This is a genomic window from Streptomyces sp. NPDC048349, assembly GCF_040651925.1.
Taxonomy (GTDB): domain Bacteria; phylum Actinomycetota; class Actinomycetes; order Streptomycetales; family Streptomycetaceae; genus Streptomyces.
On sequence record NZ_JBEZLA010000075.1, the window covers coordinates 15,671 to 29,869 of the forward strand.

Annotated in this window: 13 protein-coding genes; 8 read left to right on the forward strand and 5 right to left on the reverse strand. The window is 71.7% G+C overall.

Annotated features, from left to right (window positions below; genetic code table 11):
• Positions 1-94: 94 nt before the first annotated feature.
• From AB0D44_RS30000 to AB0D44_RS30020, 5 genes are all read left to right on the forward strand, one after another.
• The gene (locus AB0D44_RS30000; RefSeq protein WP_362596648.1) at positions 95-1,837 is read left to right on the forward strand and encodes an ABC transporter substrate-binding protein; all 1,743 of its coding nucleotides are present in this window, start codon (positions 95-97) and stop codon (positions 1,835-1,837) included.
• 328 nt (positions 1,838-2,165) lie between these two features.
• Positions 2,166-3,068 (forward strand): ABC transporter permease, encoded by a 903-nt coding sequence (locus AB0D44_RS30005; protein WP_362596672.1) that lies wholly within the window; start codon positions 2,166-2,168, stop codon positions 3,066-3,068.
• On the forward strand, positions 3,065-4,051 hold the full coding sequence (locus AB0D44_RS30010; RefSeq protein ID WP_362596650.1) for an ABC transporter permease: 987 nt from the start codon (positions 3,065-3,067) through the stop codon (positions 4,049-4,051). Before AB0D44_RS30005 ends, AB0D44_RS30010 begins: the two co-directional genes overlap by 4 nt.
• Positions 4,051-5,067 (forward strand): ABC transporter ATP-binding protein, encoded by a 1,017-nt coding sequence (locus AB0D44_RS30015; protein WP_362596652.1) that lies wholly within the window; start codon positions 4,051-4,053, stop codon positions 5,065-5,067. Before AB0D44_RS30010 ends, AB0D44_RS30015 begins: the two co-directional genes overlap by 1 nt.
• Positions 5,064-6,041, forward strand: coding sequence for a dipeptide ABC transporter ATP-binding protein (locus AB0D44_RS30020; protein ID WP_362596653.1), 978 nt, complete (start codon positions 5,064-5,066; stop codon positions 6,039-6,041). Before AB0D44_RS30015 ends, AB0D44_RS30020 begins: the two co-directional genes overlap by 4 nt.
• Before the next feature lie 53 nt (positions 6,042-6,094).
• On the opposite strand, the gene AB0D44_RS30025 is transcribed toward AB0D44_RS30020, so the two are convergent.
• The 3 genes from AB0D44_RS30025 to AB0D44_RS30035 form a co-directional block, all read right to left on the reverse strand.
• Positions 6,095-6,301 (reverse strand): hypothetical protein, encoded by a 207-nt coding sequence (locus tag AB0D44_RS30025; protein ID WP_362596655.1) that lies wholly within the window; start codon positions 6,299-6,301, stop codon positions 6,095-6,097.
• Positions 6,294-6,467 (reverse strand): hypothetical protein, encoded by a 174-nt coding sequence (locus AB0D44_RS30030; RefSeq protein ID WP_362596657.1) that lies wholly within the window; start codon positions 6,465-6,467, stop codon positions 6,294-6,296. Before AB0D44_RS30030 ends, AB0D44_RS30025 begins: the two co-directional genes overlap by 8 nt.
• Positions 6,468-6,569: 102 nt before the next feature.
• The gene (locus AB0D44_RS30035; protein ID WP_362596659.1) at positions 6,570-7,745 is read right to left on the reverse strand and encodes a helix-turn-helix transcriptional regulator; all 1,176 of its coding nucleotides are present in this window, start codon (positions 7,743-7,745) and stop codon (positions 6,570-6,572) included.
• A 112-nt stretch (positions 7,746-7,857) separates the two neighbouring features.
• Here AB0D44_RS30035 and AB0D44_RS30040 point away from each other — a divergent pair, with 112 nt between their 5' ends.
• Entirely contained in the window at positions 7,858-8,391 is a 534-nt protein-coding gene (locus AB0D44_RS30040) for a flavoprotein (protein WP_362596661.1), read from the forward strand.
• Positions 8,392-8,449: 58 nt separating this feature from the next.
• Here the strand turns inward: AB0D44_RS30040 and AB0D44_RS30045 are convergent, their stop codons facing one another.
• On the reverse strand, positions 8,450-9,115 hold the full coding sequence (locus AB0D44_RS30045) for an HAD family hydrolase (protein WP_362596663.1): 666 nt from the start codon (positions 9,113-9,115) through the stop codon (positions 8,450-8,452).
• A 120-nt stretch (positions 9,116-9,235) separates the two neighbouring features.
• Positions 9,236-11,293, reverse strand: coding sequence for a prolyl oligopeptidase family serine peptidase (locus AB0D44_RS30050; RefSeq protein WP_362596665.1), 2,058 nt, complete (start codon positions 11,291-11,293; stop codon positions 9,236-9,238).
• An 83-nt stretch (positions 11,294-11,376) separates the two neighbouring features.
• Here AB0D44_RS30050 and AB0D44_RS30055 point away from each other — a divergent pair, with 83 nt between their 5' ends.
• Entirely contained in the window at positions 11,377-12,924 is a 1,548-nt protein-coding gene (locus AB0D44_RS30055; protein ID WP_362596667.1) for an MFS transporter, read from the forward strand.
• Positions 12,925-12,927: 3 nt separating this feature from the next.
• Positions 12,928-14,067, forward strand: a complete 1,140-nt coding sequence (locus tag AB0D44_RS30060) for an amidinotransferase (RefSeq protein ID WP_362596668.1) — start codon at positions 12,928-12,930, stop codon at positions 14,065-14,067.
• Positions 14,068-14,199 lie beyond the last annotated feature (132 nt).

A 14,199-nucleotide genomic window follows, 5' to 3' on the forward strand; every position in this document is an offset into this window, starting at 1 on the left:
TGGATAACGGGCGCCCCAACCTCTTGTCAGTGCAATTTCACATTACTATGTTACCGGTCACATTATAGAGCGCGGCCCTTCACTGGAGTGACCCATGACCAAGCGCACCCAACTCGCCCTCGCCACCACCCTGGTGGCCGCTCTCGCACTCGGCGCCTCGGGCTGCTCCGACACCAAGAAGGGCACGGCGGGCGGGGGAGCCGCGAACCCAGCGGCCGCCAACGACGGCAAGATCCTGGGCGGCACCCCGGTCAAGGGCGGCACCCTCACCGTCCTGTCCAACCAGGACTTCGCCCACCTCGACCCCGCCCGCAACTGGGTCATGCCGACCATGGACTTCGGCACCCGGCTGCTCTACCGCACCCTCGTGACCTTCAAGGCCGAGCCGGGCAAGGGCGGCAGCGAGCTCGTCCCCGACCTCGCCACCGACCTGGGCACCCCCTCCAACGGCGGCCGCACCTGGACCTTCACCCTCAAGGAAGGCGTCAAGTACGAGGACGGCTCGCCCATCAAGGCCCAGGACATCAAGTACAACGTCGAGCGGTCCTTCGCCCCCGACCTGACCGGAGGCCCCGACTACGCCGCCCAGTACCTGGCCGGCACCGAGGGCTACAAGGGCCCGCTCCAGGGGCAGCACCTCGACTCCGTCAAGACCCCCGACGACCGCACGATCGTCTTCGAACTCAAGCGGCCCGTCGCCGAGTTCTCCGCGACCGCCACCCTGCCGACCTTCGCGCCCGTGCCCCAGTCCCAGGAGAAGGGCACCCAGTACGACGCCCGCCCGTTCTCCTCCGGCCCGTACAAGATCGAGTCGTACGACCGCGACAAGAAGCTGGTCCTGGTCCGCAACGAGCACTGGGACGCCGCGACCGACACCGTGCGCAAGGCCTACCCGGACAAGTTCGTGGTCGTCATGGGCCTCAAGGGCGGCCAGATCGACGACCGGATCATCGCCGGGGAGGGCGCCGACGCCTCCGCCGTGCAGTACGCCGACATGCGGCCCGAGAGCGCGCCGAAGGTGCTCCCCAAGCCGGAGGTCAAGGCCCGGCTGCTCGCCGAGTCCCAGGGCTGCACCGAGATGCTCTCCCTGAACAACTCCCGGGCGCCCTTCAGCGATCCCAAGGTCCGCGAGGCCATGCAGTACGCCGTCGACAAGGAAGCCGTGATCACCGCCGGCGGCGGCCCGGCCCTCAACGAGGTCGCCACCGCCTACCTGCCCCCGGCCCTGTCCGGCGGCAAGCAGGCCGACACGCTGGGGATCGCCCCGGCGGGCGACCCGGCCAAGGCCAAAGAACTGCTCAAGGCCGCCGGCAAGGAGACCCTGAAGGTCTCCCTGGCCGTCTCGACCGGCGACAAGGGCAAGGCGGAGGCCATCCAGCAGGGCCTGGCGCGCGTGGGCATCGAGGTCGTCGTCGACACCATCGACCCGGGCGCCTACTACGACGTCATCGGCGACCTCTCCACCACCCCCGACATGACGCTCAGCGGCTGGTGCCCCGACTACCCCTCCGGCTCCACCTGGATCCCCTTCGTCTTCGACGGGCGCACCATCAAGGAGAAGGGCAACCAGGGCAACAACGCCCAGTTCCGCGACGACGCGACGATGAAGCGGATCGACGAGATCAACGCCATGGCCGACGCCAAGCAGGCCAACCAGGCCTGGATCGACCTCGACGCCGAGATCATGAAGAAGTCCCCGGCGGTCCCGCTCCTGCTGGAGCGCAAGCCGCTGCTCGTCGGCCCCAACATCGCGGGCGCCTACGGCCACCCGGTGTGGACCGGCACCATCGACTACGCCACGGTCGGGCTCAAGGACCCGTCGAAGAGCCAGGGCTGAGGAATCCGGAACCCCCGACACCATGACCACCACCGCACCGGTCCCGGACGACCGGGCAGCCGCTGGGGCCGACGGCACCCCGACCCCCGCCGCCGGGCCCGGGGCCCCGGTTCCGGCCCCCGCTTCGGCTCCGGCCCCCGCTTCGGCCCCGGGCCCCGTTTCGGCCCCGGGCACCTCCCAGGCCCCGACCACCTCCCAGGCCCCGGGCACCTCCCAGGCCCCGGGCACCTCCCAGGCCCCGACCACCTCCCAGGCCCCGGGCACCGTTTCCGCGCCCGGCCCCGCCCCAGCCCCCCAAGCCGAGACCGCCAAGCCCGCGGCAGCGCCCGTGCCCGGTAGCAGCCCCTGGCAGCTCGCCCGGCGGGAGCTGCGCCGACGCCCCGCCGTCCGCGTCAGCCTCGGCCTCGTCCTCCTCTTCGTGCTCATGGCCGCCACCGCCCCCTGGCTGGGCGCGCTCGGCGGCTGGTCCCCCGAGGAGTTCGACAAGACCGCCGTCGACCCCTACCTCGGGGGCCTGCCGCTGGGCTCCCTCGGCGGGATCAGCGCCGAGCACTGGCTCGGCGTGGAACCCGTCACCGGCCGCGACCTGTTCGCCCGCGTGGTCCACGGCGCCCAGGTCTCCCTGCTCATCGCCTTCGCCGCCACCGCCATCGTGGTCGTCGCGGGAACCGCCGCCGGGATCGCCGCCGGCTACTTCGGCGGCCGTACCGACGCGGTCCTGTCCCGGTTCATGGACCTGACCATGTCCTTCCCCTCCCTCATCTTCATGATCGCGATGCTGTCCGTGGCCAAGGACGTCAACCGCATCGTCCTGATGACCACCGTCATCGGGGTCTTCGGCTGGCCCGGGGTCGCCCGCGTCGTCCGCGGCCAGACCCTCTCCCTCAAACACCGCGAGTACGTCGACGCCGCCCGCGTCGGCGGCTCGAGCTCCTGGCGGATCCTGACCCGCGACATCCTCCCCGGCGTCTCGGGCCCGGTCATCGCGTACACCACCCTGCTCATCCCCGGCATGATCAGCACCGAGGCCGCGCTCAGCTACCTCGGCGTGGGCGTCCGCCCGCCCACCCCCTCCTGGGGCCAGATGATCGCCGAGTCCGTCGCCTTCTACGAGACCGACCCCATGTACTTCGTCATCCCGAGCGTCTTCCTCTTCCTCGCCGTGCTCGCCTTCACCCTGCTCGGCGACGCCCTGCGCGACATCCTCGACCCGAGGGGCGGCCGCAGTTGATCCTCTACCTCGCCCGCCGGCTGCTCGCCCTGGCCGGTGTGCTCCTCGCCATCGCCGCCGTCACCTTCCTCATCTTCTACGTCCTGCCCTCCGACCCGGCCGCGGCCGCCTGCGGCAAGACCTGCAGCGCCGAGCGCCTCGCCGACGTACGGGCGTACCTCGGCCTCGACCAGCCCCTGTGGCGGCAGTTCACCGACTTCCTGACCGGCATCTTCACCGGCCGCACCCTGGGCACCGGCCAGTACGCCGTCCACTGCGGCTTCCCGTGCCTCGGCTACTCGTACGAGAACTCCCTGCCCGTCTGGGACCTGCTCATGGACCGGCTCCCGGTCTCCGCCTCCCTCGCCGTCGGCGCCGCCGCGCTCTGGCTCGTCCTGGGCCTGGGCGCCGGGGTCACCGCCGCCCTGCGCAAGGACACCGTCACCGACAAGGCCCTCATGGTCGGGGCCGTCGCCGCCGCCTCCCTGCCCGTCTACTTCACCTCGGTGATGCTGATCTACGGAGTCATCCGCGTCGCCGGCCTGCTGCCCTACCCCACCTACCAGGCCTTCACCGACGACCCGCTGTCCTGGGCCGCCAACCTCCTGCTGCCCTGGACCGCGCTCGCCCTGCTCTACGCCGCCATGTACGCCCGCCAGAGCCGGGGTTCGATGATCGAGGCGATGGCCGAGCCGTACATCCGCACCGCCCGCGCCAAGGGCATGCCCGAGCGCACCGTCGTCGTCAAACACGGGCTGCGTTCCGGAATGACCCCCATCCTCACCATCTTCGGCATGGACCTCGGCAGCCTGCTCGCCGGAGCCGTGATCACCGAGTCCATCTTCGGGCTCCCCGGCGTCGGCCGCCTGTTCTACGGGGCCCTGGTCAGCTCGGACCAGCCCGTGGTCCTCGGGGTCACCCTGCTCGCCGCCTTCTTCATCGTCGTCGCCAATCTCGTCGTCGACCTCCTCTATGCCGTCGTCGACCCGAGGGTGAGGTACTGATGGCCGCGCGACCCACCGCCCCGCTCCTCGAAGTACGCGATCTGGGCGTCACCTTCACCACCCCGCGCGGCACCGTACGCGCCGTGGACTCGCTCGGCTTCACCGTCGAGGCGGGCCGCACCCTCGGCATCGTCGGAGAGTCCGGCTCCGGCAAGTCCGTCACCTCGCTGGCCGTCATGGGCCTGCACCGGGGCGCGGCGCAGGTCACCGGCTCCGTGGCCCTGTCCGGGCGGGAGCTGACCGGTCTCTCCGAGCGGGAGCTGTCCAAGGTCCGCGGCCGCAGAGTCGCGATGATCTTCCAGGACCCGCTCTCCAGCCTCCACCCCTACTACACGGTCGGCGAGCAGATCGCCGAGCACTTCCGGGTGCACTTCAAGGCCGGCCGGGCCGCGGCGCGCAGGCGGGCCGTGGACATGCTCGGCGAGGTCGGCATACCGGAACCGGCCCGTCGCGCCGGGGAGTACCCGCACCAGTTCTCCGGCGGCATGCGCCAGCGCGCGATGATCGCCATGGCACTGGCCTGCGAGCCCGACCTGCTGATCGCCGACGAGCCCACCACCGCCCTGGACGTCACCGTGCAGGCACAGATCCTGGAGCTGATCGCCAGGCTCCAGCAGGAGCGCGGGCTCGGCGTGGTGATGATCACCCATGACCTGGGTGTGGTCGCCCGCGTCGCCCACGAGGTACTGGTCATGTACGGCGGCCGGGCCGCCGAACAGGCCCCGGTCGACGACCTGTTCGCCGAGCCCGCGCACCCCTACACCCGGGGCCTGCTCGATTCGCTGCCCCGCCTCGACACCGCGGACGACGAACCGCTGCCCTCCATTCCCGGCTCCCCGCCCTCCCTGCTCGTGCCGGCCCCGGGCTGCGCCTTCGCCCCGCGCTGTCCGCGCGCCGCGGCGCGCTGCGGCGACGAACGCCCGGCCCTGGGGCCTTACGGGAGCGCCGCCGCGGGCCGGACGGTGGCCTGCCACTTCGCCGGCGCCGACCGAACCGTCGAGGAGGCGGCCCGATGACCACGACCGACCCGCTCCTGTCCGTACGCGACCTCACCATGACCTTCCCCGGGAAGCGGTCCGTGACCGGGCGCCGGGGGGCGCCCGTGCGCGCCGTGGACGGGGTCTCCTTCGACCTGGCCGCCGGCCAGACCCTCGGCCTGGTCGGGGAGTCGGGCTGCGGGAAGTCCACCACCGGCCGGATGCTCGCCCGCCTCCTGGAGCCCACCTCGGGACGGGTCTCCTTCGAGGGCAAGGACATCAGCCGGCTCTCCCAGGGAGCCATGCGCCCCCTGCGCAAGAACATCCAGATGGTCTTCCAGGACCCGCACTCCTCCCTCAACCCCCGCCAGACGGTGGCACGCGTCATCTCCGATCCGCTCCTCGTCCAGGGCTGGAGCGCGGCCGACGCCCGTCGTCGCGCGGCCGAGCTGATGGAGCTGGTCGGCCTGATCCCCGAGCACATCGACCGCTACCCGCACGAGTTCTCCGGCGGCCAGGCCCAGCGCATCGGCATCGCCCGCTCCCTGGCCACCAGCCCCCGCCTGGTCATCGCCGACGAGCCGGTTTCCGCCCTCGACGTCTCCGTCCAGGCGCAGATCGTCAACCTGATGGAGCGGCTGCGCGCCGAACTGGGCCTCGCCTACGTGTTCATCGCGCACGACCTCTCCGTCGTCAAACGGGTCAGCGACCGCGTCGCGGTCATGTACCTCGGCCGGATCGTGGAAATCGGCGACAAGAAGTCCCTCTACGACAACCCCCAACACCCCTACACCCGCGCCCTGCTGTCGGCGGTCCCCCTCCCCGACCCGGCGGCGGAACGCCGCCGGGAGCGCATCGTCCTCCTCGGCGACCCCCCGAGCCCCGCCGCCCCACCCCCGGGCTGCTCCTTCCACCCCCGCTGCCCCAAGGCCCAGCCCCTGTGCCGCACCGACCGCCCGACACTCCGACCCGCCGCCTCCCGCGAGGTGGCCTGCCACTTCCCGGGTGACTGACGGGGATCCACGGGAAGGAAGGGCCCCGGAGACAACGGCGTCTCCGGGGCCCTTCACACGGGCTCGATGTTGCCGACCGCGGTCGAAATCTCCAGGCCGGACGGACCGCGGATGTAGGCGAGTTCCACCCGGTGCTCGATCCCGGTGGCGGACACGTTCTCGTTCACCACGGCCATCAGCTCCCCCTCGACACCGGACGCCACGTCGCGCACCCGACGGCGCAGCAGCCGATGCGGCACGTACGCGTACCGCTCAGTCATCGCAGGTCCCCTCCAGCCCGCCGATGAACCGCTCCCACCCGACGAGCGCACGGTCGAGAAGCTCGGCGCTGGGCTCGTGCCGGGCGACGACGCCCGCGGTGAGACGTTCCGGGGTATCGAGGCTGAGCACGCCGTGGGCGCAGTGAGGCACGGTGCAGCCGGTCACGGGATCACTTCCTACCGTCGTCAGCGGGTGGTGCGACCAGCCTGACGGCCCCGAAGAGCACGAACACTCACACATGTGTGAGTGCCGCGAGAACCGTGAGTGCTACAACCCCACCCAGCGGGCCATCCCACCCAGACTCTCCGGCGCCCGTCGCGACTTGTGCACCAAACCGCGCACCGTGGCCCTGGTGCCCGGCAGGTGTCGGGTCTGTTCCGGTGCCACCTGTCGCGCTTGCGCCAGGAACTTCAGCGATGTCTTCGCAGAGCCCGCCTCCATTTCCACCAGGGCGCGGTCGACCAGGTAGCGTGCGCGCCGCGACGTCAGGGTGGAGTCCGGCAACTTCAGCGCGCGGGCATGGCACAGGGCCTCGTCGAAGTGGTTCATGGCGATGGACGCGCCGAGTTCGTGCAGTGCGACGTTGGTCTGTCCGAAGCTGAGCCAGTGCACGTCGCCGGCCTCACCGCCGACCCGCTCGGCCAGCTCCCGAGCGGCGGCGAGGTGTTCCCGCACCGCGGCGGCGTCGCCGTTCTTCGCGGCCACGGTGGTCGCACCGAGGTGGAGTTGCCCGGCCACTGCGAGAGCCTCGCGACTCGTCTCCCCGGCGAGCAGGACCTGCCCCGACGCGATCAGCGGCAGGCTGGTGGCACAGCGCCAAAGGGTCGCCCTTTTGTACCGTTGAACCGCCTCGATGCACGGATCCGACGCCCTGGACGCGGCCCAGCCCATCCTGTCCAGGGCGACGCGGGACAGGTCCGGGTGGTCGAGTTTCAGCGCCACGTCGTGCGCGGTCCGGTACGCCGAGGCGAGAGCCTTCCACATCGCCGTCGACGGGGCCGTCCACACGGTCTGCGTCGACTCCACGATCAGGGCGGGCAGCGCCTTGGCGGCGGCGCGGAGGCGGGTGGACCGCACCTGCCGGCACAGGGCGTCCGCCTCGGCGATCAGCTCCTGCGCCGGGCGGACCGCGGCGAGGTCGGGGTCCGGCCCGAGGTCGTACCGGTCCAGTGCTTCCCGGATCGGACCGACCAGAGCGAGCAGCCGGTCAGGGAGCAGCGATGTCGGGGCCGGGTGTCCTGCCAATCGGGACGCGTCCACCCGCAGCGCGTGTGCCACGGCAGCTACGAAACCGGGAGTGGCGGGACGCGCGCCGCACTCGACCTGGTTCAGCAGGCTGAGGCTGTACGGGATCCGGTCGGCCAGCTCGCGCTGTGTCAGCCGTGCGAGGCGCCGTTGTTCGCGGATCCGGGAACCGGTGTGGTCGTCATCGGGTGGCGGCATCTCGTCTCCGTTCGGGACTCGTCACAAGGACCGTACGCGCGCACGGTGCGCCGGGCCTGCGGGTCGCCCCGACTCCACGCGTACGGGGGGCGATTGCATAGGGTCGTGCGCCATGACGACGAGGACTTTGTACCTGCTCTGCTCGGCTGCTCCGCCCGTCTTCGAGGTCGCCGGTGTCGTGGAGGAGGCGCAGCGTCGCGGCTGGGATGTGTGCCTGGGCCTGACGCCGACGGCCGCTGACTGGCTGGAGGACAGCCTGCCAGGGTTGGCTGCTCTGACCGGGCACCCTGTGCGCACCACGTACAGGCGGCCCGGCCAGCCGGACGTATGGCCGCCTGCGGACGCGGTGCTCGTGGCCCCGGCGACGACGAACACGGTGAACCGGTGGGCCCTCGGCATCACCGACACGTGGGTGGTCGGGTTCGTCGCGGAGGGTATCGGCAAGCAGATCCCCATGGCGGTGATGCCCTGCGTGAACGCGGCTTATGCCCGGCACCCGCAGCTTGCGCTGTCGCTGGAAACCCTCAGGACGTCAGGAGTCCGGGTGCTGTACGGGCAGGAGGGCTTCGAGCCGAACCCGCCGGGGGAGAAAAGGCCGTACCCGTGGACCGTGGCCCTGGACGCGGTCGACGGATTCGGCCGGTAGGCGGCCGGCCCCGGACGCACGAAAGCGCCCGCCTACCGCCCGCTGGAGATCTGCGACGTCAGCGCTCTCGCGCATTGAACTCCGAGATCAGGCCCGGAAGCTCCGCCAGGCTTTCGATCCGGAGCGTGGGCAGAGTCCGGGCCTCCTCGGAGTTCCATTGGATCGTGGCCCACGGGCCGCGGCGGATGAGCGCGGTGTGCATTCCGGCTTGCTTGCCGGGGCGGAGGTCGTTGTCGACGCGGTCACCCACGTAGAGGATCTCCTCCGGCGCGAACGGCACGACGGCGGCCACCCGGGCGAAGAACTCCGGGTCGGGCTTGCTGGCGCCCCAGTCGTCCGATGTGCCGATCAGGTCCACGTCGCCGGCGAAGAGGGCGCGAAGGATTCCACCCGCCCGCACGGTCTGGTTCCCGGCGATGCCGAGCCACAAGCCGTCGGCACGGAGCTTGGCGAGGGTCGGCCGGACGTCGGCGTACAGGTCGGACTCGTCGAAGTGCTCCGGCTGGCCTGCCGCCGCGCGTGCCTCCCTCTGCTCGTACAGGTCGAAGCCGGGCTGGAACTCCTGGAACACCTCGCGGTAATCGCGGCCTTGAGCGACGACGGCACCGAACACGGCGGCAAAGGTGTGACGCGGAACGCCGAGCCAGTCGGCCCACGTGCCGTACTCCCTGGTCTCGTCCACGAGGCATTCTCCGACGTCGAAGACCACAGCGCGAATCGTCATGGCGGCAGCCTAGCGCCGTGATCGCGAAGCGTTCACGGGCTGCGACGCAACCACGGGGCGGCAGGGCCCCGGAGGCAACGGCGTCTCCGGGGCCCTGTGCGGGGGAGCGGCGCGTCGGGGTCAGGCGAGTTCGCGCTTGAAGAATTCCAGTTCCAGGGCCATCACCTTCTCCCGCGTGCCGCCCGGTGTCATGTGGGTGACGCCGGGCAGGGCCAGGAGTTGGTGGGGGCGGCCCGCGTCCGTCAGGGCCTGGGAGAGGCGCAGGGTGTGGGAGGGGTGGACGTTGTCGTCGGCGAGGCCGGTGACCAGGAGGAGCGGGCGGGTCAGTTTCGGGGCGTCGGCGAGGAGCGAGTCCCGTTCGTAGACCTCCGGGTGGTCCTGGGGCAGGCCCAGGTACCGCTCGGTGTACGCCGTGTCGTAGTGCCGGAAGTCGGTCGGTGCCGCGCCGGCGGCCGCCGCGTGGAAGACGTCCGGGCGGCGCAGCACCGCCATGGCCGACAGGTAGCCGCCGTAGGACCAGCCGCGGATGCCGACCCGGCCGAGGTCGAGATCGCGGTGGCGGGCGCCGAGTGCCTGGAGCGCCGCGACCTGGTCCTCCAGTGTGACCTCGGAGAAGCCGCGGTACATGGCGTGCGTGAAGGCGGGGGAGACGTACGGGGTCCCGCGGTTGTCGACGGTCACGACCGCGAAGCCCTGGTCGGCCCACCACTGCCTGGCCTGCCAGCGGCGCGGCTCGGCGGACACGTCCTGGAAGCCGGGGCCGCCGTAGCTGTCCATCAGCACGGGCAGCCGCCGCCCGGGCACGTGGTCGCGGGGGAGGACCAGGGCGGTGGGGACGCCGTGCTCGGTGACCCGCTCCAGAACGGGCACCACCCGGTACGGCAGGGGCTGGGAGAGGTCGCCGGGGGTGAACTCCCGGCCGCCCGGGGTGCGTACGGTGCGGCGGATCCCGTCGGCGTCGGCGGAGGTCAGCAGCAGGGTCCCGGCCGAGGCGGACACGCTGTGCACGCCGGGCCCGTCGGCGAGCGCGGTCGCCTCCCCGGTGGCGAGGTCGAGGAGCAGTACCTGCTGCTCGGCGGGGTCGCGCAGTCCCGCCTCGATCAGCAGCCGGCCCTCGTGCACCCCGGCCACGCGGCGGACCTGGACCCCGTCGCCGGTGAGCGGCTCGCCGTCCACGGCGAGGGCGCGGGCGGCGCCGCCCGCGGTGTCGACGGCGGTCAGCATCCGCCCGTCGGGCAGGCGCGCCGGCGTGCCCGGGACGAGCGGGTCCACCCACTGGGGGTGCGTGGTGCGCGACAGCTCCCGCGTCCGGCCGGTGGCCGGGTCGGCGGACAGCAGCAGGACGTTCTGCTGGAGCCGGTCCCGGACCGTCAGCAGGATCTCGCCGGGGGACTCCCAGCCGGCGTCGGAGACGTACGGATAGGCCTCGGCGTCCCAGTCGATCCGGGTCCGCTGCCCCTCCGGGCGCAGCACCCAGAGCTGGACGTCGGCGTTGGGCCCGCCCGCCTGCGGGTACGCGAAGTCCTCGGCCGGGAGCTCCGGCTGCGCCGGGTCGGCGAAGTACCGCCGCGGAAGGGCGGATTCGGTGACGCGCGCGGCCAGCAGCGCCACCCCGTCCGGGGACCACCAGTGCCCGCGGGAGCGGTCCAGCTCCTCGGCGGCCGCGAACTCGGCGACGCCCCAGCGGGCCCCGTCGTCGGGGCTGACCCGGCCCCCCGGGGCGACGTACAGGGCGTCGGAGCTGACGTACGCGGTGCGGGTGCCGTCGGCGTTGGGGCGGGGGTCCATCGCGGGCCCGGCGGCCGGGACCGGGGCCGGCGGTGCGCTGGCGTCGGCGGTGACCTCGTACAGCCGACCGTAGAGCGCGAAGACCGCGCGCCGGCCGTCGCCGGAGAGCGCGTACGAGCCGATGCCGGCGGCGACGAGGCGTATGCGCTCGCGGAGCCGGCGCTCGGCGGCGGGGAGTTCGCCGGGCTCGGGGCACAGGTCGCGGGGATCGGCAAGGCGGGATTCGGTGCCGGTGGCCGTGTCGAGGACCCAGAGGCTGTCGAAGGGGTCGGTGGGGCCGGTGGACCGGAGGAACCAGAGCAGCCGTCCGTCGTCGCCGAAGGCGAAGGCACGCGGGGCGCCGTACGTGAACCGCGCGGTGGTCGCGGAGAGCCTGAGGAAGTCATCCATGAACGTAGTGTGACATGTGAAATATCACACCCACTAGGCCGTTCGAGTGGTGACCCCACAGGAGCGGGCTTAGCGTCGACAGGGTGGACCCGAACGCAACGCCGACCAGCACCGGGACCGACGGCAAGGTCCGCGGGAGCGGGAACGGGCTCGCCCTGTTCGTCATCGCCTCCTGCCAGCTCATGGTGGTCCTCGACATCACCATCGTGAACATCGCCCTGCCGCACATCCAGACCGCGCTCGACTTCTCGACCGAGAGCCTGTCCTGGGTGGTCAACGCCTACACCCTCACCTTCGGCGGTCTGCTGCTGCTCGGGGGGCGCACGGGCGACATCCTCGGCCGCAAGCGGGTCTTCATCTTCGGCATCCTGCTCTTCGGTCTGGCCTCCCTCCTCGGCGGACTCGCCCAGAGCGCCGGCCAGTTGATGGCCGCCCGGGCCCTGCAGGGCATCGGCGGCGCCATCGCCTCCCCGACCTCACTCGCCCTGATCACCACCACCTTCCGCGAAGGCCCGGCCCGCAACCGGGCGTTCGGCGTGTTCGCCGGGGTCTCGGCCGGCGGCGGCGCCATCGGGCTCCTCGCGGGCGGCATGCTGGTCACCTGGCTCGACTGGCGCTGGGTGCTGTTCGTCAACGTCCCGATCGCCCTGCTCATCGCGGTGCTCGCCGTGAAGGTCATCCGCGAGTCCGAACGCCATCCGGGACACTTCGACTTCGCGGGCGCACTGCTGTCCACGCTGGGCATGGTCGCGCTCGTCTACGGGTTCATCCGCGCGGCCCAGGAGGGCTGGCGCGACCCCTGGACGCTCGCCTCCTTCGGGGCCGCCGTCGTCCTGCTGACCCTCTTCGTCCTCAACGAGCGGCGCTCGCCCCAGCCGATCACCCCGCTGCACATGTTCGCCGACCGCAACCGGGCCGGGACGTACGGGATCATGCTGATGCTCGCCTGCGCGATCTTCGGCATGTTCTTCTTCCTGACGCTCTTCGTGCAGATCGTGCTGGGCTTCAGCCCGCTGCGCGCGGGCCTCGCCTTCCTGCCGGTGAGCGCGGTGGTCGCGGTGGGCGCCGGAACCGCCTCGCAACTGCTGCCGAGGTTCGGCCCCAAGCCGTTCATGGTCGCGGGCGCGCTGTGCGCGGCGGTCGGGCTCGCCTGGCTGACGCAGACCGACGTCCACTCGACGTACCCGGGCAGCGTTCTCGGCCCGCTCCTCATCTTCGGCCTGGGGATGGGCCTGCAGTTCGTCTCCCTGACGCTGATGGCCCTGTCCAACGTCCCCGACCGGGAGTCCGGCGCGGCCTCCGGGCTGCTCAACACGATGCAGCAGGTCGGCGGTTCGCTCGGCCTGTCGATCCTGGTGACCGTCTTCGGCACGGCGAGCCGCAACGAGGCCAGGGACCAGGTGCCGGGCTTCCTGCGCACGGCCGGCCCCGAGCAGAAGGCGTACTTCGAGCGCACCGGACAGTTCCCGAAACCGTGGAGCGACCAGGTGCTCACCTCCGGCATCACCGCGGCCTTCATCGTGGCGGCCGTCTTCACCCTGGTCGGGGCGATGATCGCGCTGTTCGCCATCCAGGTGCGGCCGTCCGATCTCGAACGCCTGCAGGGAAACCACACACCGAGCAAGGTCTAGCCCATGGCCACGGAACTGGTGGAACCCACCCAGCCCACCCCGCCCACCCCACCTGCGGAACCCCTCGTTTCGCCGGTCGGCTCGCACAACGAGTGGGACCCCCTCGAGGAGGTCGTCGTCGGACGGCTGGAGGGCGCGACGATCCCCTCCAAACACCCGGTCGTCGCCTGCAACATCCCCCCGTGGGGGGCGCGGCTGCAGGGGCTCGCCGCCGGCGTGAGGTATCCGGGCCTGCTGCTCGAGCCGGCGCAGCGCGAACTCGACGGCTTCGTCGAGCTGCTGCAGGGCCTCGGCGTCACGGTCAGGCGTCCGGACGAGGTCGACCACCGGCAGCGCTTCGCCACCCCCGACTGGTCCTCGCGCGGTTTCTCCAGCACCTGCCCGCGGGACAGCATGCTCGTGATCGGCGACGAGATCATCGAAACCCCGATGGCCTGGCCGTGCCGGTACTTCGAGACCCGTGCCTACCGCACGATCCTCAAGGACTACTTCCGGCGCGGCGCGCGCTGGACGGCGGCGCCCAAACCACAGCTCACGGACGAGCTGTTCGAGCCGGAGTTCCGTACCCCCGCACCCGGCGAGCCCATGCGCTACATCCTCACCGAATTCGAGCCGGTCTTCGACGCGGCGGATTTCGTGCGCGCCGGCCGCGACCTGTTCGTGACGCGGAGCAACGTCACCAACGGCATGGGCATCGACTGGCTGCGCCGCCACCTCGGACCCGGCTACCGCATCCACGAGATCGAGAGCCGCTGCCGCACGCCGATGCACATCGACACGACGTTCGTCCCGCTCGCACCCGGCAAGGTGCTGGTCAACCCCGAATACATCGACGTCGACCGCCTGCCGGAGGTCCTGAGCTCGTGGGACGTCCTGATCGCCCCCGAGCCCGACCCGATCGGCGAGCACCTGCTCAAGATCACGTCGATGTGCGGCAAGTGGCTCAGCATGAACGTCCTCATGATCGACGAGCGGCGGGTGATCGCGGAGCGGCACCACACCGGCATGCTGCGGGCGCTGGAGAAGTGGGGGTTCGAACCGATCCCGTGCGACCTGCTGCACTACGCGCCGTTCGCGGGCTCGTTCCACTGCGCCACGCTCGACGTCCGGCGGCGCGGCACGCTCGAGTCGTACACCGACTGAAGCCCGGCAGGCCGCCGCCCGGGCGCGCGGCGGCGCCCCCTAGGGGGTGTCTGACGGAGGTCCGTGGTGAAGGAGCGGTGTCCGGTGCGTGCTCTCGGCGTGCCGGCCGGATGCCCCCGTACTGGACGTACT